Here is a 23,816-nt window from a genome sequence, read left to right as displayed (position 1 = left end):
CAATTAAAAATATAAAAAAATATAAAAAAAGCTACTTTCACAACTAACATGTCTAAAAGGATGATATCAAGACATTGGCAAGTTATGAAAATAGCTATATTATTAATTAAAAATCATCGTAATCGATTGTATTGCTTTCTATTTCTTTACCGTCTACTTCTACACGGTATTCAGCTGATTCACCTTTAGGAATCGTGAAATCAATACTTTTCGGTGTATCTTTCTTAATAGTAAATGAATCAGATACTTCTTTAATATCATTAGTTTTATCTTTTACAAAAATTTCTACTTTTTGTCCTTTATTCTTATCTGATCCTGTAAAAGGTATATAAACAGATTGAGTATAAGTCTTGTCTCTTAGACTGTCTTTATCATCAGATTTGTCGTCTTGCTTATCTTCTGATTTATCTTTGTTAGAGTCTTTGCCTTTTGACACATCAAGATATATTGTGGATTCAACAGGTAGTTGGCCATTTTTAAATGACTGCTTAACTACAGTATCTTTTGATTCTTCACTGTCAACTTCATTAGTTTCAACTTTAAATCCTAATGATTCAAGTTCAGAAGTTGCTGTCGCAACCTCTTCACCAGTATAGTCTTTAACATATTCTTGTTGTACACCTATTGATTTTGTTAATATAATCATCGTGTCTTTAGGCACTACTTTACTACCTGGTTCAACATTTTGGTTAATAATTGTACCATTTTCAGCTTTGTCATATTCTTCTTTTATTCGAACAGATTCAAAGCCTTGCTTCTCTAATTGCTTTTTAGTATTATCAGCTGATTTACCGACGTAATCCTCTATTGTGAATGTCTTAACACCTTTTGAAATAACTAAATCAACTTTAGACATTTCTTTTACTTTCGTACCAACTTTAGGTGTAACTTTCATAACTTCGCCTTCTTTGAAGTTATTACTATAGTCTTCAGTGATTTTTCCTTTGCGCAATCCTTTTTCATTTAATAAAGCAGTTGCCTCACCTCTAGATTTGCCTAGTAAGTTTGGTACATCTTCATATTTAGGTGCCGTTAAAGCAAATCCTATCGCTCCAACTAGCATACATAATAAAAGAATTGGTACAAAGACAATTAACCATTTGTTTCTTTTACGTTTAGGTTTTTCATTTTCTTGATTTACACTGTTTGAAGTACTGTGACCTGTAGCTGCAACCGGAACTGTCTTGGTTTGGTCTCCATTGTCATCAGTTTTTACGACAGGTATCGTCTTAGTTTCAGAACTCGATTCGTATCTTGGTGTTTCATCTTTACGCTCTTCATCTAAAGCCGTTAATAAATCATTATACATTTCATTAGTATCACGATACCTTAAAGCTTTTTCTTTTTGTGTTGCTTTCATTATGACGTTTTCTAAACTTTGAGGTACTGATGGTCGTTCATTTCGAACAAAAGGCAGTTCTTCTTGAATATGTTTAATTGCAACACTTACAGGTGTTTCTCCATTAAATGGCGGATGTCCTGTTAACAATTCAAATAATACGATACCAATTGAATATATATCAGATGATTCATCAGTAGATTGACCTTTAGCTTGTTCAGGAGATAAATATTGAACTGATCCCATTACATGATTCGTTTCAGTCAATGCAGTTTCACTTAAAGCTCTAGCTATACCGAAATCTAATATTTTTAAAGTACCCTTTTTAGTCATTAAAATATTTTGTGGTTTTATATCTCTATGAATAATTCGATGATGATGTGCATGTGCAATGCCTTTTAATATTTGAAGTGTCATTTCTACCGCTTCTTCTGCAGATAACTTACCTTCTTTACATAAATACTCCTTTAATGTAGGACCATCTATATATTCCATAACTAAGTAATAACAATTGTCATCTTCTTCAACGTCCAACACATTCACAATATTATTATGACTCAAAATAGTTGTGTTCTGAACTTCTCTTTCAAAACGTTCAACTGCTTTTTCTTTTTCATATGGCGGTATGTTGATGACTTTAACCGCTACATCACGGTTTAAGATGTTATCTTTTGCTAAATAAACATTACTCATACCACCGCCACCTAGATATTTCACAAATTCATAGCGACCGGCGATTATGCGACCTATCATATTTTCCCACCTTCAAATGGGTATAATACTAATGAAATATTATCTTTACCTTCAGCTTCAATGGTTTCTTCTATAAGTGTTTCGCCTATATCTTCCGTTGAACCTTTATGAGTCATAATAATTTGTTGTACATCATCTTCACGTAAATAATCAGTTAAACCATCAGAATTTAATAAAAGATAGTCATAATATTTAGTGTTATAGTAAAAAACATCTGGCTTAACTCGTTTATCTGTACCCATTACTTTCGTTATTATATTTCTTTGAGGATGTGTAAAAGCCTCTTCTTTAGATATCTCTCCAATCGTAACAAGATGATTAACAAATGTATGATCATTTGTTAATTGCATCATTTCACGACTGTTAATCAGGTAAGCACGTGAATCACCTATATTAGCAACAACGATATCTTTTTCATATACAATTATACAAACACAAGTTGTACCCATGCCTCTATATTCTTCGTTGTTCATAGACTCGTTATATAATTGTCTATTAATATCAGCAAGATTGGATTTCAACCAATCTTCAGCATGATCATATTCAATATAATTTTCTTCTTCGAATCTATCCTTAAGTGAATTATTCACAAATTGACTTGCAACTTCACCTGCAGCATGTCCACCCATTCCATCACAAATCACTAATAGGACTTGCCCAGTTTGGTTCGTGTAGATACCACCTGCATCTTCATTTTGTTCTCGAAATTGACCGACATCTGTAAAAAAACGTGCTTCCATGATTTCTTACCTCGTTTCTTCTTTTCGCTCTTTTGCTCTTAGTTGACCACATGCAGCATCGATATCTGCACCTTGATTACGTCTAATTGTAGCATTTATGCCATTTCTTTTTAATTCTTTTTCAAATTTAAAGATATCTTCTTTTGAAGTCTTAACATAATCACGTTCAGGTACATGATTTACTGGAATTAAGTTAACATGGCAATTTAAATTTTTGATTAATTTTGCTAAAGCTTTTGCATGATGTACTTGGTCATTTACGCCACCAAATAAGCCATATTCAAAAGTGATTCTTCTGTTTGTTTTACTAACATAATATTCTATAGCTTCCATTAATTTATCTAAATCATAAGCTCTGTTTATTGGCATTAATCTTGAACGTGTTTCATTATCTGCAGCGTGTAAACTTACCGCAAAATTAATTTGAAGAGATTCATCTGCGAAATCATAAATTTTAGGAATGATACCTGATGTAGATACTGTAATATGACGTGCACCGATATTCAAGCCTTTATCATGATTAATAATTTTTAAGAAGCCCATCATTTCATCATAATTTTCAAATGGTTCACCAATTCCCATAATTACAACTTGGCTTACACGTTCATCTGATTCATCTAAAGCTTTTTGAACTGTTAATACTTGAGCCACAATTTCTCCTGCTTCAAGATTACGTTTTAACCCACCTATAGAAGATGCACAGAATGTACAACCTATTCTACAGCCTACTTGTGTTGTTACACATACTGAGTTTCCGTATTCATGTCTCATTAAAACTGTTTCAATCGTATATCCATCTTGTAATTCAAATAGGAATTTAATTGTACCGTCTTTACTTTCTTGTTTAACAGCTACTTCTAACGTTGTAATTTCAAATGATTGAACTAATTTTTCTCTTAATTCTATTGATAAATTAGTCATTTCACTAAAAGCATCTACTCTTTTAACGTATAACCAATCAAAGATTTGTTTAGCTCTAAACTTCGGTTCTGATTGGTCAATCAACCAATCTTCTAATTCTCCTAACTGTAAAGAGTATATTGAAGGTCTTTCGAAGTTTGGCATAAATTTATTGCGCTTTTTCTGTATCGCTGGCATATTATCTTTCCTTTCTCTTAATTTTAGTAATAAAGAATCCGTCTGAATTATAATCTTGCGGTAATAACTGTAATGTTTTTGTTTCTTGATTGGTTCTTGGATCATTAAATAGAGCAAACTCAAACTCTGGATTTGCTTTTAAAAATGAATAAACAACATTTTCATTTTCCATTTGTTCAATCGTACAAGTTGAGTATACAAGCTCTCCACCAGGTGCTAGAGATTTACTTGCATTTTCCAATATTTCTAATTGTAAATGCCATAATGATTCTACATCTTTAGCAGTTTTATCATATTTAATTTCTGGCTTTCTTCTCATAACACCGAATCCGCTGCAAGGAGCATCAACTAGTACATAATCATATGTCTTATCAAATGGTTTAGTTGCATCATGAACATCTGTTGTAACATTTTCTAATCTTAATTTTTTGATATTAAAATCAATTAAATCTATTTTATGGGGATGAATATCATATGCATCAACTTGGCCAGTTTGGTTCATCATTTCTGCAATATGACAAGTCTTTCCGCCAGGTGCACTACATGTATCTAATACAGTACTGTTTTCTTTTGGATTTAAAATTTCTGCTACGAACATTGAACTCTTATCTTGAACAGATAACAATCCATCTTTAAATAATCGATCATTGACGATAGGTTCACCTTTAATGTGTAAACATCTTTCGATATCTTTATCTATTTCGACAGTATAACCATTACTTTGTAATCTTTCAACTGCATCTTCAACCGATATTCTTGTCGTATTGACTCTGACAGTAGTGTTTGGAGGCGTTAAACTTAATAAACACATTTCTCTTGTCTTCTCATAACCAAAATGTGTAATCCAATGTTTAGTTAACCAAAGTGGTACGCTTCCTTCTATTGATAATCGTTTATCATCATGTTTAATTTCATCTAAAGTTCTTAGTGGAGATGATATAAAGTTTCTAAGAATCGCATTAATAGCTTTACTATTATGCAAATCACCTCGTACTTTTGCAATATTAACTGCCTCGTTAATTATTGCATGGTCAGGTACTTTATCCAAATACACAAACTGATATGCGCTCATTGTTAATAAACGTTTCATCCAACCTTTTAACTTGGTTTGAATAAATGGCTCTATTAAGTATTCTAAAGTAAGCTTTCTTTGTAGTGTGCCGTAAACTAGTTCAGTTAGTAGTCCTACATCTTTTTTAGAAATTGCTTCATTTTTTATTGCTTCATTAAGTTGTAGATTACTGTATGCTTCTCCAGTTAATACATCGTCTAGAATCGTTAATGCAACATATCTTACATTGTTTTTCATCATATTAGTTTAGTCCCATCAATTTTTGATTGTAATCCGCTCAAGTAATCACGTGTTTTAACGCGTTTTTTACCCGCTAATTGTATTTCTGTTAAAGCCACACCATTGTCAGATCCAGTTGCAACAATTATAGAGTCTTTTGTCGTTTCTGCAATTTCACCAGGTTCACCTTTAACATTTTCAACAATTTCACTTCTCCAAAGTTTTAAATTCTTATCGTTCATCGTCGTGTAAGCAACTGGCCATGGAGATAGTCCTCTTATATGATTGTGAATGGATTGAGCATCTTGTGACCAATCAATTCTTTCATCTTCTCTTGAAATATTAGAAGCAAAGCTTACTAAAGATTCATCTTGAGGTGTACTTTCGTTCGTTCCATTAAAAATAGTAGGTAAAGTTCGTTTCAATAACTCTGTACCAAGTACTGCTAGTTGATCATGAACATCCCCTACTGTATCGTTTTCTTTAATGATTATCTCATCTTGACTAATGATATTACCTGCATCTAGCTTTTCAGCCATATACATAATTGTGACACCCGTTTTCTTTTCACCATTCATCACTGCATAATGTATTGGTGCTCCACCTCTATATTTAGGCAATAAAGAAGCATGTACATTAACTGCTTTATATTTCGGTGCATCAAGTAATGATTTTGGTAACAATTGCCCGAAAGCAGCAGTCACAATTAAATCAGGCTTTAAATTTATAATTTCTTCTAATTCAGAAGAATGATTTAATTTTTCAGGTTGATAAACAGGAATATTATGTTTGATTGCTACTTCTTTTACTGGAGGTGGCGTTAGTACTTTCTTACGACCTACAGGACGATCTGGCTGAGTAACAACAGCAATGACTTCATGATCTTCAATAAGCATTTCTAAAATACCTGTAGAAAAATCTGGCGTACCCATGAATACGATTTTACTCATCCTTATACATCTCCTCTAGTTCTTCTTCACTAACTTCTCTCGTCATTTTATCAGTAAACAACTCACCATATAAATGATCGACCTCATGTAAAATAATTCTAGCAACATCATCGTATGCCGTTAATTCAACACTATTCCCATTCAAGTCATTACTATTAACAACAATCATTTTACTTCTATTAACTTCCCCAAAAACACCCGGAACACTCAAGCAACCTTCTACATCTGCTTCAGTTTCTTCAGATTGAGAAACAATTGTTGGATTGATAAGCTGCAAAATACCCTCTTGCTCCATATCAACAATCGCAACTTTAAGATCAACACCAATTTGAGGAGCAGCAATACCTACCCCATCATTTTCATACATTGTGTCCTCTAAGTTAGAAATCAATTCTTTTAGAGATTCATCGAAAGTAACAACATCTTTAACTTCTCTATTTAATATTGGATTTGGTACCGTAACAAGTGGTTTTACAGCCATCTCTATCGCTCCTTTTTAAAAACTCATCGTATAATTATAACGTAAATCAACATAAAAAGCGACAGAGAATATTTATCCTCCATCGCTAATCACATTTGTTTAATTTTGAGTTCTCTTTAAAAAGTTGTCACACAAACTAAAGATAAAATCACAAGTGAGAATAATGCAAATTGGATTAGACCATTTTCACGGATTTTATACTTACATCATCATTTGCGGATTAATATCTATTTCTAATGAGAGTTTGTCTTTCATATATTGTTCATGGTAATAATCATCTAGATATTTCAAAGCTGTTAACAAGTCTGGTTCATTCTTGAACTTTATAAGTATTTGGAATCTATGTTGGTTGTTTATTCGTGACAACGGACTTGGTGATGGTCCTAATATGAAGGACTGTGTTGTTACGTGTTGTACAAGTATGCCATGAATATGTTTGGATGCTTGCAACACTTTCCTCTTATCGACATGACTGATTGTTAAATTCACTAGATAGTAATAAGGTGGATATTTACCGACTTGTCTAAATTTCATTTCTTTTTGATAAAATGACAAGTAGTCATTCTTTGTTACATCTAATATAGCGTAATGATCAGGATTATATGTTTGAATCATTACTTCTCCTTGTTTCTTATGCCTACCTGCTCTACCTGCTACTTGTGTGAGTAATTGGAATGTCTTCTCACTTGATCTAAAGTCTGGTAAATTGAGCATTGTATCAGCGTTTAATACGCCTACTAATGTAATATTTTCAAAATCTAATCCTTTAGCAATCATTTGAGTTCCTAATAAAATATTTGCTTCTTGATTACCAAAAGCTGTTAATAATCTTTCATGTGCACCTTTTTTAGACGTTGTATCTACGTCCATTCTAATCACTTTAGCGCGATCAAATGTTTCATATATAATTTCTTCTACTTTTTGAGTTCCGACACCCATTTGTCTAATATGTTCGCTTTCACAACTTGGGCATTTTTGTGGCATAGGTTCACTATAACCACAGTAGTGACATTTTAAGTCATCATGTGTTTTATGATATGTAAGTGAAATATCACAGTTGGGACATTGTGGTACGTGTCCACAATCTCTACATAACACGAAAGATGAATGTCCTCTTCTATTTAAAAAAAGTACAATTTGTTCACCTTTATCTATTCTTTCTTGAATGGCTTCTGTTAAATGATGAGAGAACATAGATCTATTTCCTTCTTGTAATTCTTCTCTCATATCGATTAATTCAATTTCTGGCATCTTCTGTTGATTAACTCGATCAGGTAATCCTAAATATTGATATACATTTTTTTCTGCTCGAGCAAATGTTTCTAAACTTGGTGTTGCTGATCCTAATACTACTGGACAATGGTGATATTCACTTCTCCATATAGCAATTTCTCTTGCATGGTATCTCGGATAGTCTTCTTGTTTGTACGTTGATTCGTGTTCTTCATCAATAATAATGAGACCTAGCTTTTCAAAAGGTGCAAACACACTAGATCTTGCTCCTACTGAAACACTCGCTTTACCATCTCTGATTTTTTGCCATTCATCATACTTTTCACCTTTTGATAGTCCTGAATGCAGTACTGCAACTTCATCACCAAATCGTGCTTTAAAACGATTGACCATCTGTGGTGTTAAAGCAATTTCAGGCACGAGCATGATAGCTTGCTCACCTTTTTTTAAGACATTCTCAATTGTTTGTAAATAAACTTCTGTTTTACCTGAGCCTGTTACACCATGTAATAAAAATGTCTTAGATTCATTTGCTTTAACCGCTTCATCAATTTGAGTAAAAGCTTCTTGTTGCGCTTCTGTTAAAGCTTTATTGTGTTCTTTTTCAAAAATTCTATGCTCATAAGGGTCTCTATTTACAATGGCTTCGTATTTTTCTAGAACTTGATTTTTAACTAAAGTATTAATACTAGAATTAGAAAATCCTTCTTCTTTTAATGTTTTTAACAATACATCTTCATGTCTATGTTCTATTAAATAATTAATTATATCTAATTGTTTTTCTCTCGTACGTAATGATTCGATAATTTCATCCAGTCTATCTGTCGGTATAATTCTTACACACGTTGCATACTTTCTCGTTAATTGTTGCCCTACAATCGTATCTTTAGTTAATTCTTCTGTTTTTGCATAGCTTTCTAATTCTGCTACGATTTGTAGTGTTTGAGCTTGATCAAAAGTTAACATACCTTCTTTATTAAAATGATTTAAATATTGTGCAGGAATAGCATCCGGATCATTTATGATATATACTTTTTGATATTTAGCTTTAATAGCACTAGGCAACATGATTTCTAATGCTGAAATTCGTTTAACTAAATGAAAATTAGACATCCACTCACTTAGTTTGATTAATTCAGAAGTTAATTCTGGTTTAAAGTCTTTAACTCTAATTAAAGACTTTAATTTAGACTCGTCTATATCACTTGATAATTTTTCACTAATACCAATAACAAAGCCTTGAATTTTCCTTGAACCAAAAGGCACTTCAACTCTAACACCGACTTTAACAATATCCTCTATATCTTGAGGTATAATATAATCAAAAATTTTGTCGACGTTTTTAGCTGGAATATCCACTACAACATTTGCGATCAATCTTCCCACCTACTAGTGATTTCATTTAATATTTTAAAAGCTATTTTCTGTTTTGATTCTTTAGCTAAAGGTACTCTATCTCCATTTGCAAAAAACATTTCGACTTCATTGTCTGATGATCTAAATCCAATTTCTTGGTTTGCTACATGATTAGCAACTATAACATCAGCATTTTTCTTTTTCAGTTTGCCCATAGCATAAGATTCCACATTATCTGTTTCAGCTGCAAAGCCAACCAAATATTGTTTATCCTTATGTTCCCCTAAATATTTCAAAATATCTGTCGTTCTTTTAAAAGTAAGCTCTAAATTACCATCTTGTTTTTTCATTTTATTATTTACTGTTTTAACTGGAGTATAATCAGCTACAGCTGCTGCTTTAATAATCATATCCATATCATCCATTCGTTCTTTAACTGCCTGAAACATTTCTTCAGCGCTAGATATTTGAATGAATTCTACTCCACTTGGTTGTGATAAACTCGTTTCACCACTAACTAATATGACATTTGCCCCTAAATTTCTAGCAGCTTCTGCTAATGCATATCCCATCTTACCACTTGATCGATTTGTAAAATATCTTACTGCATCGACTTTTTCTACAGTTGGTCCAGCAGTTACGAGTACATTTTTGCCTTGGAGAGCAAAGGTTTGTGGATTTGATTGTTCTTTAAAATAATCATCTATAATAGTTAGTATCGTTATAGGTTCTTCCATTCTACCTTTTGCAACATAACCACATGCTAAATAGCCTTCTCCTGGTGCAATAAATTTATATCCATAATTTCTAAGTTGTGACATATTCTTAACTATTGATGGATGCTCTAGCATATGTACATTCATAGCTGGCGCAATAAATACTGGAGCAGTTGTTGCAAGCAATGTAGATGTCACTATATTATCAGCTAATCCATTTGCTAATTTGCTAATCGTATTTGCTGTTGCAGGTGCAACAATAACCGCATCTGCCCAATCTGCTAACGTTATATGTTGTATTTCACTTACATCTTTTTCATCAAAAGTGTCCGTATAAACATGGTTACGACTAATTGCTTGAAAAGCTAATGGTGTAACAAACTGTTGTGCATTCTCTGTTAACATGACACGCACAGTATAACCACTTTGAGTTAATTTGCTCGTTAAATCTATTGCTTTATAGGCAGCTATTCCACCAGTTACAGCTAGAAGTATATTCTTCATTTGTGTAATCCTCCGATAAATTCGATTCTAAATCTTTATATTTATTATACATTCTTTAAAATAGACTGTCATGAATATAAACTACTTACCTCCATTTAAATAAAAAGACCTTTTATGAAGGGATTCTTTTTCCCATACATAAAAGATCTTTTTTAGAAAATGATAATTAGTCTTCTAGTTTAGCATATACTTTATGTGCTGCTATTTCTTCAAGTGCTTGACCTACATTTTTTAATGAACGATATTCATCTAATAATAAACTATCAGGGTGTTCTTGTAGTTCTCGGGCTCTTTTAGCTGCAGTCGTAACGACTAAATATTTAGAATTAATACTGTCTTTTAATTCATTTTGTGGTGGGTATAACATTATTTTTTTGCCTCCAATATCATTTTTCTATAGCGCGCTTCAACACGTTCTCTTTTTAAATGTTCTGCTTCTACGATTGATTGAATACGTTCTTTAGCTAATTCAACTTCATCGTTTACAACAACATAATCGTAAAGGTTCATCATTTCTACTTCTTTACGTGCTTCTAAAATACGGTTTTGGATGATTTCGTCTGATTCAGTACCGCGTCCAACTAACCTTTCTTTCAAGTGTTCTAAACTCGGCGGTGCTAAGAAAATAAATAAAGCTTCAGGAAATTTCTTCCTAACTTGTTTAGCACCTTCAACTTCGATTTCTAAAAATACATCATAACCGTTATCCATTGTATCTCTAACGTATTGTACAGGCGTACCATAATAATTACCTACATACTCAGCATACTCTATAAATTGGTCATCAGCAATTAAAGCTTCGAATTCTTCTCTTGATTTAAAGAAATAATCTACACCATCTGTTTCACCTTGACGCATTTTCCTAGTAGTCATAGAGATAGAATATTTAAAATCCGTACTAGGATCATCAAATATTGATTTACGTACCGTTCCTTTACCAACTCCAGATGGGCCAGAGAGCACTATCAGTAACCCTTTTTCAATGTTCATGTCAAACGACCTTTCCTAATGAATACTAACAATTTATTATCATTTTGTTTTTTATATCTTACCATATTTCAATTATATATGGCTAGAGAGGTTGTAAGATTAAACAGAATTATACTCATTTAATCCCTTACATGTTACAATAAATTGACTTTTGATAAAGGTGTGAGTGCAAATGGCTTTTGATGGCTTATTTACAAGAAAGATTGTTGAAGATATTCAATCGCTCGTTTCTGGGCGAATTCATAAAATTGCTGAACCAAGTTCAGATACGATTATCTTAACAATTCGTAGTGAAAGAAAAAACAAACAACTATTATTATCAACACATGCAAATTTTAGCCGTTTTCATTTAACAACGGAAAAGTATGACAATCCTTTTGATCCTCCAATGTTTTTAAGAGTATTACGAAAACATTTAGATGGAGGAATTATACAAAGTATTACTCAAATAGGAAATGATAGATTAGTAGAGATTGATATACATTCAAGAGATGAAATTGGAGATTTAAGAAAACGAACAATTGTATTAGAAATTATGGGAAGACATAGTAACATTATTTTAATAGATGGAGAACGTAAAATTATCGATGGCTTTAAACATCATACTCCAAATACAAATACTGCTCGTACAATTATGCCTGGTTTCAAATATGAATATCCTCCTACTGTTAAAAAATTAAATCCATTTGAAGTAGACGATGTAAATAAATATATCAATTATAATGCAGGTAAAATAGACCGACAATTATTACAACAATTTGAAGGTTTTAGTCCACTGATTACAAAAGAAATTGTTTCTCGAAGACCATTTATGAATCAAGAAACGTTAGTAGAATCTTTTGATGAAGTAATGAATGAGGTAGATCAAACACCTAAACCTGTAATTTATAGTGATGATTCAACAAATAAAGAAATCTTCTATTTCATGCCTTTACATACTTATGGAAATAATTATATGGCATTTGATACAATTCATGAATGTTTAGATAGATTTTATGAATCACGTGGAGAGAGAGAACGCGTTAAACAACGCGCGCTAGATTTAGTGAAAATTATAGATCAACATTTACAAAAAAATAGAAATAAATTAGAAAAATTGATTAACGAAAAAGAGGCAGCTCGTACTAAAGATGAGCAACAATTATATGGTGAACTGATTACCGCTAATATGTATCAAATCAACCAAGGTGATAAAATGTTAGAAACAATCAATTACTATAATAATGAACCTATTTCTATACCATTAAATCCAACTAAATCACCTTCAATGAATGCACAATATTATTACAAACAATATAACAGACTCAAGACAAGAGAAATAGAATTAGAAAAGCAAATTAAACTTACTCATTCTAACATTCTATATTTCGAGTCATTAGAACAACAACTTGCTCATATATCAGTAGAAGATATAGACGATATAAGAGAAGAATTAGAAGACCAAGGTTTTGTAAAAAAACGTAAAAGTAAGAAAAAGAAAAAATCAAATAAAATAACAATCACGACATTTGTTTCTTCAGATGGGCAAACAATATTACTTGGTAAAAACAACAAACAAAACGATTATCTTACTCATAAAGTAGCAAGAAAAAATCAATTGTGGTTCCATACGAAAGATATTCCAGGTTCACATGTTGTTATACAAGAAGACGAACCAACAGATACAACAATTGAAGAAGCGGCAATGATTGCAGCTTATTATTCTAAAGCAAGTCAGTCAGCACAAATACCAGTAGATTATACTGCAATAAGAAATGTCCACAAACCAAGTGGCGCAAAACCAGGATTTGTAACTTATGATAGTCAATCAACTCTGTACGTTACAACAGACTATGATGATATTAAAAAATTATTAAAACAATAAATAAAACGAAGTGCTATGTTGATTCAATAGCACTTCGTTTTTATTTTGAAAGAAAGTTTATTATTGTTGTTCTGGTAAAGCTAATTGGAAATTAACACCGTATTTATCTTGTACCCATGCAAATTCTCTGAATGTTGGTGGTAATTCAGTTTTAGGCATTAATATTGCACCACCAGATTTTAATTTAGAATATAGAGTCTCCATCTCCATAGCAGATTCACATGTTACATACAATGACATAGCTGGATTCATTTCTATTTCCACACCATTTCCTTGATCAATAGCCATAAATATTTGTCCGTTTATTTTAAAAATAGAATGTTGTACAGTACCAGGTTCCCCTGGCCCTTCTTCTCCATATTTAACCATAGTTAAAATTTCACTATCTTGAAAAATTGATGTATAAAATTTAATAGCTTCTTCAGCTTCACCATTAAACATTAAAAATGTTGTAATTTTTGGTATCATTTAATAAACACTCCAATATCATATTTTAAAAATTTCTTATATCTTATATAATTTAGTATAATATTTATAAGAGACAAAGACAAAGGAGAGATTTTATGTCAATTTCATTATTGTTACCTATTGTTATTATGTTAGCCGTTATTATCATTGGGTACGTCTTTATCAAACTATTTATGGACTAATTCTTATGAAATTCTTTAATTTATAAAATGGGTATCGTGCGTTTTGATCAGATTTGAGCCGAATCGCACGATATCTCATAAGTCTTCGTGCGTTTTACCTGATTTTGAACGGAATCGCACGATATCTCGAAAGTCTTCGTGCGTTTTGCCTGATTTCAAACGGAATCGCACGATATCTCGAAAGTCTTCGTGCATTTTGACCAGATTTTGAACGGAATCGCACGATATCTCATAAGTCTTCGTGCGTTTTGCCTGATTTCAAACGGAATCGCACGATATCTCATAAGTCTTCGTGCGTTTTGCCTGATTTTGAACGGAATCGCACGATATCTCATAAGTCTTCGTGCGTTTTACCTGATTTTGAGCCGAATCGCACGATATCTTATAAGTCTTCGTGCGTATTAACCCGATTTAATCCTAATTACTCAAAATAAAGACTCTCCATACCGTTATATTTAGTGCAACGGTATGGGAGAGTCTTTTTATTAATTATTTTTATTTAGTAGCTACAAATTCAATTCCAAATAACCATGGTACCATAAACCAAACGAATCCTACTATGATGACACAACTGATTAAGTTTAACCAAAATCCTGCTGTTGCCATTTCTCTGATTGTTACTTTATCTGTACCAAACACAATCGCATTTGGAGGTGTACCTACTGGCAACATAAATGCACAGTTTGCTGCCATTGCTGCTGGAATCATTAAAGCTAACGGATGTAAATTAATACCTACAGCTATTGTTGCAAGTATCGGTAAAATCATTGTTGCTGTTGCAGTATTCGATGTAATTTCTGTTAAGAATAGTACAAAGAGCGCTACAATAGCAATAATTAGAATAATGTTTACACCTTCTAATCCAGAAATTTGTTTACCCATCCATTTATCTAAACCACTTTCTGTAATAGCTGAAGCTACTGCTAAACCACCACCAAAGAGTAATAAAATACCCCACGGTAAATCTTTAGCAATCGACCAATCTAAAATTCTAGCAAACTTTCTTTTAGCTGGTATTAAGAATAGTATAACAGCAATAAACATTGATATCGTTCCATCTTTAACTAACTCTGTAAAAGGTAACTGTGATAACAAGAATTCTCTAGATACCCATAAAAATGCTGCTAAACAGAACAATGTAAATACGACTTTCTCTTCATAAGATGTCTTTCCTAATGCTTTTAATTCTTTAGTAATAATCCTTTTACCACCAGGTAATTCTTTCATGTCATGTTTAAACATGACAAAATTCAAATATGCCCAAGTAATTGCTAATAATATAATTACTGTCGGGACACCCATTACCATCCATTGTCCAAATCCAATTTCTTCACCAAATATTTTTTCATATTGACCTTTTAAAATAATTAAAGGTGGCGTACCAATTAATGTTCCAAGTCCACCAATTGTACCCGCATAACCAATACCTAATACAAGTGATTTTTCAAATTGAGTTAAACTCTCGGAATCATTCCCGTCAGCTGTAAGTTCATTAGCTTCTTTAATAATCGCCATACCGATTGGAATCATAATCATAACAGCCGCTGTGTTTGACACAAACATTGACAATGCACCAGTTGCAATCATAAATCCTAATAAAATTCTACCAGTACTTGTTCCTATACTATTAATAATGACTAGTGCAATTCTCGTATGTAAATTCCATCTTTCCATTGCAATTGCAATAATAAATCCACCTAGGAATAAGAATACAATATCATTACCATAGGCGCTGGATACTGTTTCACTATCCATAACTCCACCTAATGGAAATAAGAATAAAGGCATTAAACTAGTGGCCGGAATCGGAATAGCTTCTGTAATCCACCATACTGCAATCCATAAAGTAGCTGCCATTACGTATACTCCAGTTTGGCTTAACCCATCCGCTTTGAAAAATAGCAATATTACTAAAAATAATAGTGGCCCTAAAATTAATCCGATTAATTGAGCTGTATTATAAGCTTTTAATTCAGGATCTGGTTTGTTTTGAGATTTTAATGCATCTGAAGAAAAGAATTTTAACATTTCTTTAGTTCTACTACTTTCTTTCCAAAGCTTTTCTGTAAATTTTTTATCTTGTTTACCCATATTATTACGCCCCCTTTTAATGTGTATTCGTTTACATTTTAACAAAGTTTATACAAAAGCAGTACTATTTTCTGAATATTCTATAATATTTATACATATATTTATTTATTTTTATTTTTTTATCTAACTAACACAAAAAAAAGAAGCTAAGACAAATTAATTGTCTTAACTTCTTTTTCGCATCCCATTATTTATCAGAGTCTTTTGTATTAAAAAATCCATTTTCTTCAAGCTCTTTTTTTATGCTTTTAAATATATTTTTATCGTCTAAATCATAACTTCTCTGTCTATTTACATTAGTGTTATTCGTGTATCCAGTACGTTCATTTAAATTATGATCTCTTACTTTATAATGATTAAAGTCAGGTTTTTTATTAGAATCTTTTTTTAGAAAATCATTTATATGTTCCCATTTTTTTATCTGTTCTTTTTGTTCTTCAACAGATAGTTTATGCTGGCTACTCATAAAGACCCCCCTTATCTAGACTTTATTATAAAGTATCTTTCCATTCTTTTAAAGTTTTTATATCTTTATTTTGGATATATCCTTCTTTTTCTGCAACAGAAATAAGTTCGTCATAATTTGATAAAGTATAGTAAGGAATATCTTTTGATTCGAAAGCTTCTTCTGCCTTCTTGATTCCGTAAGTAAAGATTGCAAATACACCTATTACTTCTGCTCCGTCTTCAATTAATGCATCAACTGCATTAATTGAAGATCCACCTGTTGAAATTAAATCTTCTATAACAACTACTTTTCTCCCTTTGCTTAATGCACCTTCGATTTGATTCCCTTTACCATGCCCTTTACTTTTAGACCTTACATAACTCATTGGCAATCCTAATTGATCAGCAATGAAAGCAGCGTGTGGAATACCTGCCGTAGCAGTTCCAGAAATGATTTCAACATCATGAGCATGTTCTTTAATTAATGATATAAGTCCTTTGTAAATCGTTTCTCTAATTTCTGGATAAGCTAATGTGACTCGGTTATCACAATATATTGGAGATTTAATACCTGAACTCCATGTATACGGATCTTCTGGTGATAATGTTACAGCTTTAATTTCTAGTAATGATTGTGCGATATTTTGAGTCATATGAATTATCCTTCCCATCTATGTAATATTTCATGATATCTTGAAACTGGATTTTCATGCTGCGTTATAGAACGACCAACTACTATATGCGTTGATCCCAACTTTTTAGCTTCTTCTGGTGTTGTTACTCTTTGTTGGTCATGCGTTTTGTCGGATTCTAATCGTATACCTGGTGTTACTTTCAAAAAATTTTCTCCAATATTTTCTCTAATGAGTGTTGATTCTAACGGTGAACAAACAACACCATCAAGTCCTGCTTGTTGAGTGATTTTGGCATAATGAACTACAGCATTTTCTATTGATGTTTGAATGTTTTGTTCATCTCTCATTTGTGTTTCAGTCGTTGATGTTAACTGTGTTACAGCAATTAATTTAGCTCCAGGATTTGTAGCACGAAGTCCTTCAAGTCCTGCAGCCATCATTTTCTTACCACCAGCTGCATGTACATTAATTAAATCGATATTAAATTTACCTAATCCTTTTAATGCGCCTTTAACAGTATTAGGAATGTCATGTAATTTTAAATCAAGAAATATATCATGTCCTCTATCTTTGATGGCTTTTAGTGTTTCAGGACCATTTTGTAAATATAATTCCATACCCACTTTTACAAAAAGAGGTTCGTTAAATAAATCAAGAAACTGTTCAACTTCACTAAGCGTTGCAAAGTCTAAAGCTATTATTGGTGTATTTTTCATTTATTTAACAACTCCTTGTTGATTATAAGTTCGACCTTTAAGTTCTGAAATATGTTGAACACCTAGGTTATCGAGTAATGTAGGTAATTCATCTATAATATCTTTACATACAGTAGGATTCTCAAAATTGGCTGTTCCTACTGCAACTGCATCTGCCCCAACAGAGATATAATCAATTACATCTTGAGCAGTTCTAACGCCACCCATAGCAATAATCGGTATATCAACATTTTGGCTAACTTCATAAACCATTCTTAAGGCTACTGGTTTAATTGCAGGACCACTTAAACCTCCAATAACATTACTAATGATAGGTTTGCCGGTTTTAGAATCTATTCTTAAGCCAACGAGCGTGTTAATCATCGTAATACCATCAGCATATTCTGAGATAGCTTTTGCCATTTCAACGATATTCGTAACATTCGGTGATAATTTCACATATACTGGGACTTCAGAAACTGCTTTTACTTTTCTTGTTAACTCACGTGCAACTTCTGGTACCGTTCCAAATTGAATACCACCTTCTTTAACATTTGGACATGAAATATTTAACTCTAGCGCATGAACATTTGGTGCGTTAGAAATATGTTTTGCTACATATACATATTCTTCTTCAGTAGAACCTGCCACATTTGCAATAATCGGTACATCGAATTGCTCTAAATATTTAAGTTCATGTTCTAAAATATGATGAACTCCCGGGTTCTGTAGACCAATTGCATTAATCATACCGCTAGCAGTTTCAGCAACACGAGGTGCCTCATTACCAAATCTAGCATGCTGAGTTGCAGCTTTAATCATAATAGAACCCAACTCAGATAAATCATAGAATTGACTAAATTCCTTGCCAAAAGCAAAACATCCACTTGCTGGCATAACTGGGTTTTTTAAATTTAGACCTGGTAAAGTTACATTTAATCTACTCATATGATCACAGCTCCTTTTTCAAATACTGGTCCGTCTGTGCATACTTTTACATAGCCCGCTTCATCATTCGTATGACAAACACATGCATAACAAGCTCCAATTCCACAACCCATACGTTCTTCTAATGATATATAACCTTTAGTATCACTTAATTGTTCTGTTAATGCTTTAAGCATTAGTTTTGGTCCACAGCTATAAAAAATGTCGAAGGGTGTTTCAATATTATCAATAACAGTTGTAACAAATCCTTTTGTACCTAAACTTCCATCAACAGTTGCGATATACGTGTCACCAAGTGCTTTAAATTCTTCAATATAGAAAGCATCTTTAGCACTTTGGAATCCTAACACATGGATTGTCTTTATACCTCTTTTATATAATTGTTTAGATAACTCATAAAGTGGTGGCACACCAATACCACCTCCAACTAACAAGGCAGTATTTTGTGCTTCTTCTACAGGGAAGCCATTCCCTAAAGGTGCAATCACATCAATCGGATCTCCAGATTTCAAATTAGAAATCATTTCAGTTCCATGACCTTCTTTTCTAAAAAGCATCGTAAATGTCTCTTCTTCATGGTTTACTTCACAAATAGATATAGGTCTTCTCAACATATGTTCAGTACCTGTACCAGCTTTAATATGAACGAATTGTCCTGGGTTTTTCATATTTTTCGTGAGATTTCCATGTACTTTTAATTCAAAGATAGCATCTGCTATTTGATTGTTTGATACAACTGTCATTATTTTAGACATAATACTCCCCCTCTACATTTGTTCGGTTTTGAAAGTCATACTTTCAATTACATCTGCAAGTGCATTTGCAGTATCAAGTGAAGTCAAACATGGTATGCCATTTTCAACTGATTCTCTTCTAATTTGGAAACCATCTCTATCATATAATTTCCCTTTCGTCATCGTATTCACAACAAGTTGAACTTCACCTTTTTGAATAACTGAAAGTAAGTCATGTTCTCCACCAATTTTTCCTACTGTGTATACTGGAATGTTTTGTTCGTTAAAGTATTTTGCAGTACCAGCTGTGGCAAAAATACGATACCCAATTTCATGGAATCTTTTCGCTATTGTTAAAGCTTCTGCTTTATCTTTATCACTAACCGTAAATAATGCTGTGCCTTGATCTTGTACCTTTAACCCGCTAGCTGTTAAGCCTTTGTATAATGCTTTTTCTAAAGTACTATCTTTGCCCATTACTTCTCCTGTTGATTTCATTTCAGGTCCTAACGTTATGTCTACATTTTTAAGTTTGCTAAAGCTGAATACTGGTGCTTTTACGTATACACCTTCTTTATAAGGTGCTAATCCACTTTCATATCCTTGTTCTTTTAATGAAATGTTAGCAATTGCTTTTGTAGCAATTTTAGCCATTGGTATATCTGTGATTTTACTTAAGAAAGGTACAGTTCTACTTGCTCTAGGGTTTACTTCTAGAACAAATACCTCACCTTTAGACAATACAAACTGAATATTGATAAGACCAATTATGTTTAAGCCTTTAGCTAATCTCGTTGTGTAATCTACCAATAAATCAATTTCTTTATCAGTTAAAGTTTGAGGTGGATAAACTGCGATTGAATCACCTGAATGTACTCCAGCTCTTTCAATATGTTCCATAATACCTGGGATAACAACTGTTTCACCATCTGATATTGCGTCTACTTCTATTTCTTTACCTGTTAAGTAACGGTCGATTAATACAGGATGTTCTGGACTTGCTTTAACAGCTTGTTCCATGTAATTTTTCAATTCTGGTTCTGCATAAACAATCTCCATAGCTCTTCCACCTAATACATAAGAAGGTCTTACTACAACTGGATAGCCGATTTCATTTGCATTGTCTATTGCTTCTTGAACTGAAGTAGCTGTTTTACCATGAGGTTGCGGAACATCAATTTTTTGTAATAATGCTTCGAATTCTTTTCTATCTTCTGCTCTATTAAGATCTTCTAATGATGTTCCTAGAATTTCAACACCTTTTTTAGAGATTTTGTCAGCTAAATTGATAGCGGTTTGACCACCAAATTGAACAACTACGCCTTTAGGTTGTTCGTGATTAATAATACTCATTACATCTTCTTCAGTAAGTGGTTCAAAGTATAATTTATCTGATATAGAGAAATCAGTAGAAACTGTTTCTGGGTTGTTATTAATAATAATTGCTTCGTATCCAGCTTCTTGTATTGCCCAAACTGCATGAACAGTAGCGTAATCAAATTCAACGCCTTGTCCAATTCTTATTGGTCCGGATCCAAGCACAATAATTTTTTCTTTATCAGTAACTACAGATTCATTTTCTGTTTCGTAAGTGCCATAAAAGTATGGTGTTTCAGATTCAAATTCAGCTGCACATGTATCAACTGTTTTATAAACTGGATTAATTTCATTTTGTTGTCTTAACTCGTATATCTCTAGCTCTGATTGTTCCCATCTATGTGCAATTACTTTATCACTAAAGCCATATTGTTTTGCCCATTGTAATGCTTCTAAGTCACCTTTATTATTTTTTAAGTCATGTTCTATTTCGATGATGTGTTTAAATTTATTTAAGAAGAAATAATCAATTTGAGTTAATTCATGAATTCTTTCTAAAGAAGTTCCTCGTCTTATTGCTTCACCAATAAAGAATAATCTTTCATCATCTTGTGCTTTAATTCTTTCTTCAATAAAATCAAGTTCAAATTCATCACCATTTGGTAATCCTAAATGATGTACACCATATTCTAATGAACGAATGGCTTTTAATAGTGACTCTTCATAGGTTCTACCTATTGCCATTACTTCTCCAGTAGCTTTCATTTGTGTACCTAAATGACGTTCCCCTTTTTCAAATTTATCGAATGGGAATCTCGGAATTTTAGATACGACATAATCAAGAGCAGGCTCAAATGCTGCATAAGATGTTCCTGTAACTGGATTTAACATTTCGTCTAAAGTCATTCCGATTGCAATCTTAGCTGCAAGTTTAGCAATTGGATAGCCTGTTGCTTTTGAAGCTAAAGCTGATGATCTTGAGACACGTGGATTTACTTCTATAATATAATAATCTAATGAGTCTGGATCTAGTGCAAGTTGTACGTTACATCCACCTTCAATTTTCAATGCACGAATAATTTTTAATGAAACATCTCTTAACATTTGATACTCAACATCAGATAATGTTTGACTCGGCGCTACAACAATTGAATCCCCTGTGTGAATACCAACAGGGTCGATATTCTCCATGTTACAAACAACAATAGCATTATCATTTTTGTCTCTCATCACTTCGTATTCTATTTCTTTAAAACCTGCTATAGATTTTTCTAATAAACATTGTGTAACAGGGCTGTATTTCAAACCATTCTGAACGATTTCACTTAGTTCTTTTTCATCGTGACAGATTCCGCCACCAGTACCACCCATTGTGAATGCTGGTCTAACTATTAGTGGGTATCCTATTTCATTAGCAAATTTTAATGCGCCTTCTAAATCATTCACTATATCACTTTCTGGTACCGGTTCGTTTAGTTCATTCATTAACGTACGGAATAAGTCTCTATCTTCAGCTTGTTCGATTGAAGTAAGTTGTGTACCTAGTAAACGGACATTATTTTCTTCTAGTACACCATTTTCGTGTAATTCAATTGCCATGTTCAAACCAGTTTGTCCACCTAATGTTGGTAATAATGCATCTGGCTGTTCTTTACGAATAATGCGACTTACGAAGTCTAAAGTTAGTGGTTCAATATATACAGTGTCAGCTATTTCAGTATCAGTCATAATTGTAGCTGGGTTTGAATTCACTAAAATAACTCTATAACCTTCTTCTTTTAATGCTAAGCATGCTTGTGTACCTGCATAGTCAAATTCTGCTGCTTGTCCAATGATGATTGGACCTGAACCAATTACTAAGATGGATTTGATATCTGTTTGTTTAGGCATTGATTGTACGCTCCTTCGCTTTATGTAATTTAATCATTTCAATAAATTCATCGAATAAATAGTTAGAGTCATGTGGACCTGGTGAAGCTTCTGGATGATATTGTACTGAAAATGCTGGGTATTTTTTATGTCTTAATCCTTCGATAGATTTATCATTTAATGCTAGATGTGTAACTTCTAAATCTGTATTTGCAATTGAATCTTCGTCTATTGCATAACCATGGTTTTGACTTGTTAAATCAACTTTACCTGTTTGTAAATTTTGAACTGGATGATTAGCACCTCTATGTCCAAATTTCATTTTATAAGAAGTTGCACCTTGAGATAGTGCAAAAAGTTGATGACCTAAACATATTCCGAAAAATGGTATCTTGCCAATTAATTGTCCAATTGTTTGTATTGTTTCTTGAACACTTTCTGGATTACCTGGACCATTAGAAACCATGATACCATCAGGTGAAATATTCATAATTTCTTCAATTGATGTTTGATAAGGTACTACCGTTACATCACAGCCTCTTCTATTTAATTCTCTGACGATATTTTCTTTTTTTCCGTAATCAATTAATACAATTTTATAGCCATCTCCTGTAGAAATATAAGGTCTAACTGAAGATACTTGTTCAACTTCATCCGTTCTCAATGTTTCATTATTCAAACGTTGTACTAATGCATCAATTTCGTCAGCATTATCTGTGAAGCCTGCTTTTAGTACACCATATTTTCTTATTTTACGTGTTAAACTTCTTGTATCAACACCTGAAATACCAGGTATTTGATAAAATTTCAACGTTTCATCTAATGACTTGCTTGATCTGAAGTTGCTTGGATAGTCACATGCCTCTCTTACGACAACGCCATTTAAAGTAGGACTTAATGATTCGAAGTCATCCCTATTGATCCCATAATTACCGATAAGAGGATAAGTAAACGTAATAATTTGTCCAGTATATGACGGGTCTGAAATCGTTTCTTGATAACCTGTCATAGCTGTATTAAATACAATTTCACCTAAAGTTAATTCATCAGAGCCTAAAGCATATCCTTTATATGTAGTACCATCTTCTAATACTAAGTATCTTTTATTTTTCATC

Annotated in this window: 20 protein-coding genes; 1 reads left to right on the top strand and 19 read right to left on the bottom strand. The window is 32.6% G+C overall.

Annotated features, from left to right (window positions below; genetic code table 11):
* Positions 1 to 106: 106 nt before the first annotated feature.
* The 10 genes from pknB to gmk all read right to left on the bottom strand — a co-directional run bounded on the left by pknB (position 107) and on the right by gmk (position 11,451).
* A complete protein-coding gene (gene pknB / locus LQ608_RS03020; RefSeq protein WP_239749513.1) occupies positions 107 to 2,092 on the bottom strand; it encodes a Stk1 family PASTA domain-containing Ser/Thr kinase in 1,986 nt (661 codons plus the stop codon).
* Positions 2,089 to 2,835, bottom strand: a complete 747-nt coding sequence (locus LQ608_RS03015) for a Stp1/IreP family PP2C-type Ser/Thr phosphatase (protein ID WP_239749924.1) — start codon at positions 2,833 to 2,835, stop codon at positions 2,089 to 2,091. The genes pknB and LQ608_RS03015 overlap by 4 nt, the downstream gene beginning before the upstream one ends.
* A 3-nt stretch (positions 2,836 to 2,838) precedes the next feature.
* Positions 2,839 to 3,930, bottom strand: coding sequence for a dual-specificity RNA methyltransferase RlmN (gene rlmN, locus LQ608_RS03010; protein ID WP_078356101.1), 1,092 nt, complete (start codon positions 3,928 to 3,930; stop codon positions 2,839 to 2,841).
* Between the two features lies 1 nt (position 3,931).
* Entirely contained in the window at positions 3,932 to 5,242 is a 1,311-nt protein-coding gene (gene rsmB, locus LQ608_RS03005) for a 16S rRNA (cytosine(967)-C(5))-methyltransferase RsmB (RefSeq protein WP_239749511.1), read from the bottom strand.
* Positions 5,239 to 6,171 carry a methionyl-tRNA formyltransferase gene (fmt, locus tag LQ608_RS03000; protein WP_208143949.1) on the bottom strand — a complete coding sequence of 311 codons (933 nt, stop codon included), beginning with the start codon at positions 6,169 to 6,171 and terminating at the stop codon, positions 5,239 to 5,241. The genes rsmB and fmt overlap by 4 nt, the downstream gene beginning before the upstream one ends.
* A complete protein-coding gene (def, locus tag LQ608_RS02995; RefSeq protein ID WP_078356098.1) occupies positions 6,164 to 6,652 on the bottom strand; it encodes a peptide deformylase in 489 nt (162 codons plus the stop codon). The genes fmt and def overlap by 8 nt, the downstream gene beginning before the upstream one ends.
* A 201-nt stretch (positions 6,653 to 6,853) precedes the next feature.
* Entirely contained in the window at positions 6,854 to 9,262 is a 2,409-nt protein-coding gene (gene priA, locus LQ608_RS02990; protein ID WP_239749509.1) for a primosomal protein N', read from the bottom strand.
* Entirely contained in the window at positions 9,259 to 10,461 is a 1,203-nt protein-coding gene (gene coaBC, locus LQ608_RS02985) for a bifunctional phosphopantothenoylcysteine decarboxylase/phosphopantothenate--cysteine ligase CoaBC (RefSeq protein WP_239749507.1), read from the bottom strand. The genes priA and coaBC overlap by 4 nt, the downstream gene beginning before the upstream one ends.
* Before the next feature lie 166 nt (positions 10,462 to 10,627).
* Positions 10,628 to 10,828, bottom strand: coding sequence for a DNA-directed RNA polymerase subunit omega (gene rpoZ, locus LQ608_RS02980; protein ID WP_016911048.1), 201 nt, complete (start codon positions 10,826 to 10,828; stop codon positions 10,628 to 10,630).
* The gene (gmk, locus tag LQ608_RS02975; protein WP_078356093.1) at positions 10,828 to 11,451 is read right to left on the bottom strand and encodes a guanylate kinase; all 624 of its coding nucleotides are present in this window, start codon (positions 11,449 to 11,451) and stop codon (positions 10,828 to 10,830) included. The genes rpoZ and gmk overlap by 1 nt, the downstream gene beginning before the upstream one ends.
* Positions 11,452 to 11,623: 172 nt before the next feature.
* On the opposite strand from gmk, the gene LQ608_RS02970 reads away from it, so the two are divergent.
* Positions 11,624 to 13,315, top strand: a complete 1,692-nt coding sequence (locus LQ608_RS02970) for an Rqc2 family fibronectin-binding protein (RefSeq protein ID WP_239749504.1) — start codon at positions 11,624 to 11,626, stop codon at positions 13,313 to 13,315.
* A 60-nt stretch (positions 13,316 to 13,375) separates the two neighbouring features.
* Here LQ608_RS02970 and LQ608_RS02965 read toward each other — a convergent pair whose 3' ends face one another.
* The 9 genes from LQ608_RS02965 to LQ608_RS02925 form a co-directional block, all read right to left on the bottom strand.
* Complete coding sequence (locus LQ608_RS02965) at positions 13,376 to 13,783, bottom strand: VOC family protein (RefSeq protein ID WP_078356091.1); 408 nt, start codon at positions 13,781 to 13,783, stop codon at positions 13,376 to 13,378.
* A gap of 677 nt (positions 13,784 to 14,460) precedes the next feature.
* Positions 14,461 to 15,993 carry an SLC13 family permease gene (locus LQ608_RS02960; protein ID WP_239749923.1) on the bottom strand — a complete coding sequence of 511 codons (1,533 nt, stop codon included), beginning with the start codon at positions 15,991 to 15,993 and terminating at the stop codon, positions 14,461 to 14,463.
* Positions 15,994 to 16,243: 250 nt separating this feature from the next.
* Entirely contained in the window at positions 16,244 to 16,522 is a 279-nt protein-coding gene (locus LQ608_RS02955) for a hypothetical protein (protein ID WP_239749501.1), read from the bottom strand.
* A gap of 25 nt (positions 16,523 to 16,547) precedes the next feature.
* On the bottom strand, positions 16,548 to 17,156 hold the full coding sequence (gene pyrE, locus LQ608_RS02950; protein ID WP_078356089.1) for an orotate phosphoribosyltransferase: 609 nt from the start codon (positions 17,154 to 17,156) through the stop codon (positions 16,548 to 16,550).
* Positions 17,157 to 17,161: 5 nt separating this feature from the next.
* On the bottom strand, positions 17,162 to 17,854 hold the full coding sequence (pyrF, locus tag LQ608_RS02945; protein WP_239749498.1) for an orotidine-5'-phosphate decarboxylase: 693 nt from the start codon (positions 17,852 to 17,854) through the stop codon (positions 17,162 to 17,164).
* Complete coding sequence (locus tag LQ608_RS02940; RefSeq protein ID WP_239749496.1) at positions 17,855 to 18,781, bottom strand: dihydroorotate dehydrogenase; 927 nt, start codon at positions 18,779 to 18,781, stop codon at positions 17,855 to 17,857.
* Positions 18,778 to 19,536, bottom strand: a complete 759-nt coding sequence (locus LQ608_RS02935; RefSeq protein WP_239749494.1) for a dihydroorotate dehydrogenase electron transfer subunit — start codon at positions 19,534 to 19,536, stop codon at positions 18,778 to 18,780. The genes LQ608_RS02940 and LQ608_RS02935 overlap by 4 nt, the downstream gene beginning before the upstream one ends.
* A 12-nt stretch (positions 19,537 to 19,548) precedes the next feature.
* Positions 19,549 to 22,722: a carbamoyl-phosphate synthase large subunit gene (gene carB / locus LQ608_RS02930; protein ID WP_239749492.1), complete on the bottom strand. Its 3,174-nt coding sequence runs from the start codon at positions 22,720 to 22,722 to the stop codon at positions 19,549 to 19,551.
* Positions 22,715 to 23,815 (bottom strand): carbamoyl phosphate synthase small subunit, encoded by a 1,101-nt coding sequence (locus LQ608_RS02925; RefSeq protein ID WP_239749489.1) that lies wholly within the window; start codon positions 23,813 to 23,815, stop codon positions 22,715 to 22,717. The genes carB and LQ608_RS02925 overlap by 8 nt, the downstream gene beginning before the upstream one ends.
* Position 23,816 lies beyond the last annotated feature (1 nt).

The organism is Mammaliicoccus sp. H-M34, from assembly GCF_022386495.1.
Lineage (GTDB): Bacteria > Bacillota > Bacilli > Staphylococcales > Staphylococcaceae > Mammaliicoccus > Mammaliicoccus fleurettii.
The sequence above is the reverse complement of the archived record's forward strand: the minus strand, read 5'-3'. Positions and strand labels throughout refer to the sequence as shown.

Coding starts and splice junctions, on each gene's coding strand:
- fmt (WP_208143949.1), bottom strand. CDS start 6,171: ATGAGTAAAATCGTATTCATGGGTACGCCAGATTTTTCTACAGGTATT.
- rpoZ (WP_016911048.1), bottom strand. CDS start 10,828: ATGTTATACCCACCACAAAATGAATTAAAAGACAGTATTAATTCTAAA.
- coaBC (WP_239749507.1), bottom strand. CDS start 10,461: ATGAAGAATATACTTCTAGCTGTAACTGGTGGAATAGCTGCCTATAAA.
- LQ608_RS02955 (WP_239749501.1), bottom strand. CDS start 16,522: ATGAGTAGCCAGCATAAACTATCTGTTGAAGAACAAAAAGAACAGATA.
- LQ608_RS02960 (WP_239749923.1), bottom strand. CDS start 15,993: ATGTTAAAATTCTTTTCTTCAGATGCATTAAAATCTCAAAACAAACCA.
- gmk (WP_078356093.1), bottom strand. CDS start 11,451: ATGAACATTGAAAAAGGGTTACTGATAGTGCTCTCTGGCCCATCTGGA.
- rsmB (WP_239749511.1), bottom strand. CDS start 5,242: ATGATGAAAAACAATGTAAGATATGTTGCATTAACGATTCTAGACGAT.
- rlmN (WP_078356101.1), bottom strand. CDS start 3,930: ATGCCAGCGATACAGAAAAAGCGCAATAAATTTATGCCAAACTTCGAA.
- pyrF (WP_239749498.1), bottom strand. CDS start 17,854: ATGAAAAATACACCAATAATAGCTTTAGACTTTGCAACGCTTAGTGAA.
- carB (WP_239749492.1), bottom strand. CDS start 22,722: ATGCCTAAACAAACAGATATCAAATCCATCTTAGTAATTGGTTCAGGT.
- pyrE (WP_078356089.1), bottom strand. CDS start 17,156: ATGACTCAAAATATCGCACAATCATTACTAGAAATTAAAGCTGTAACA.
- LQ608_RS02970 (WP_239749504.1), top strand. CDS start 11,624: ATGGCTTTTGATGGCTTATTTACAAGAAAGATTGTTGAAGATATTCAA.
- LQ608_RS02965 (WP_078356091.1), bottom strand. CDS start 13,783: ATGATACCAAAAATTACAACATTTTTAATGTTTAATGGTGAAGCTGAA.
- pknB (WP_239749513.1), bottom strand. CDS start 2,092: ATGATAGGTCGCATAATCGCCGGTCGCTATGAATTTGTGAAATATCTA.
- LQ608_RS02935 (WP_239749494.1), bottom strand. CDS start 19,536: ATGTCTAAAATAATGACAGTTGTATCAAACAATCAAATAGCAGATGCT.
- def (WP_078356098.1), bottom strand. CDS start 6,652: ATGGCTGTAAAACCACTTGTTACGGTACCAAATCCAATATTAAATAGA.
- LQ608_RS02940 (WP_239749496.1), bottom strand. CDS start 18,781: ATGAGTAGATTAAATGTAACTTTACCAGGTCTAAATTTAAAAAACCCA.
- LQ608_RS02925 (WP_239749489.1), bottom strand. CDS start 23,815: ATGAAAAATAAAAGATACTTAGTATTAGAAGATGGTACTACATATAAA.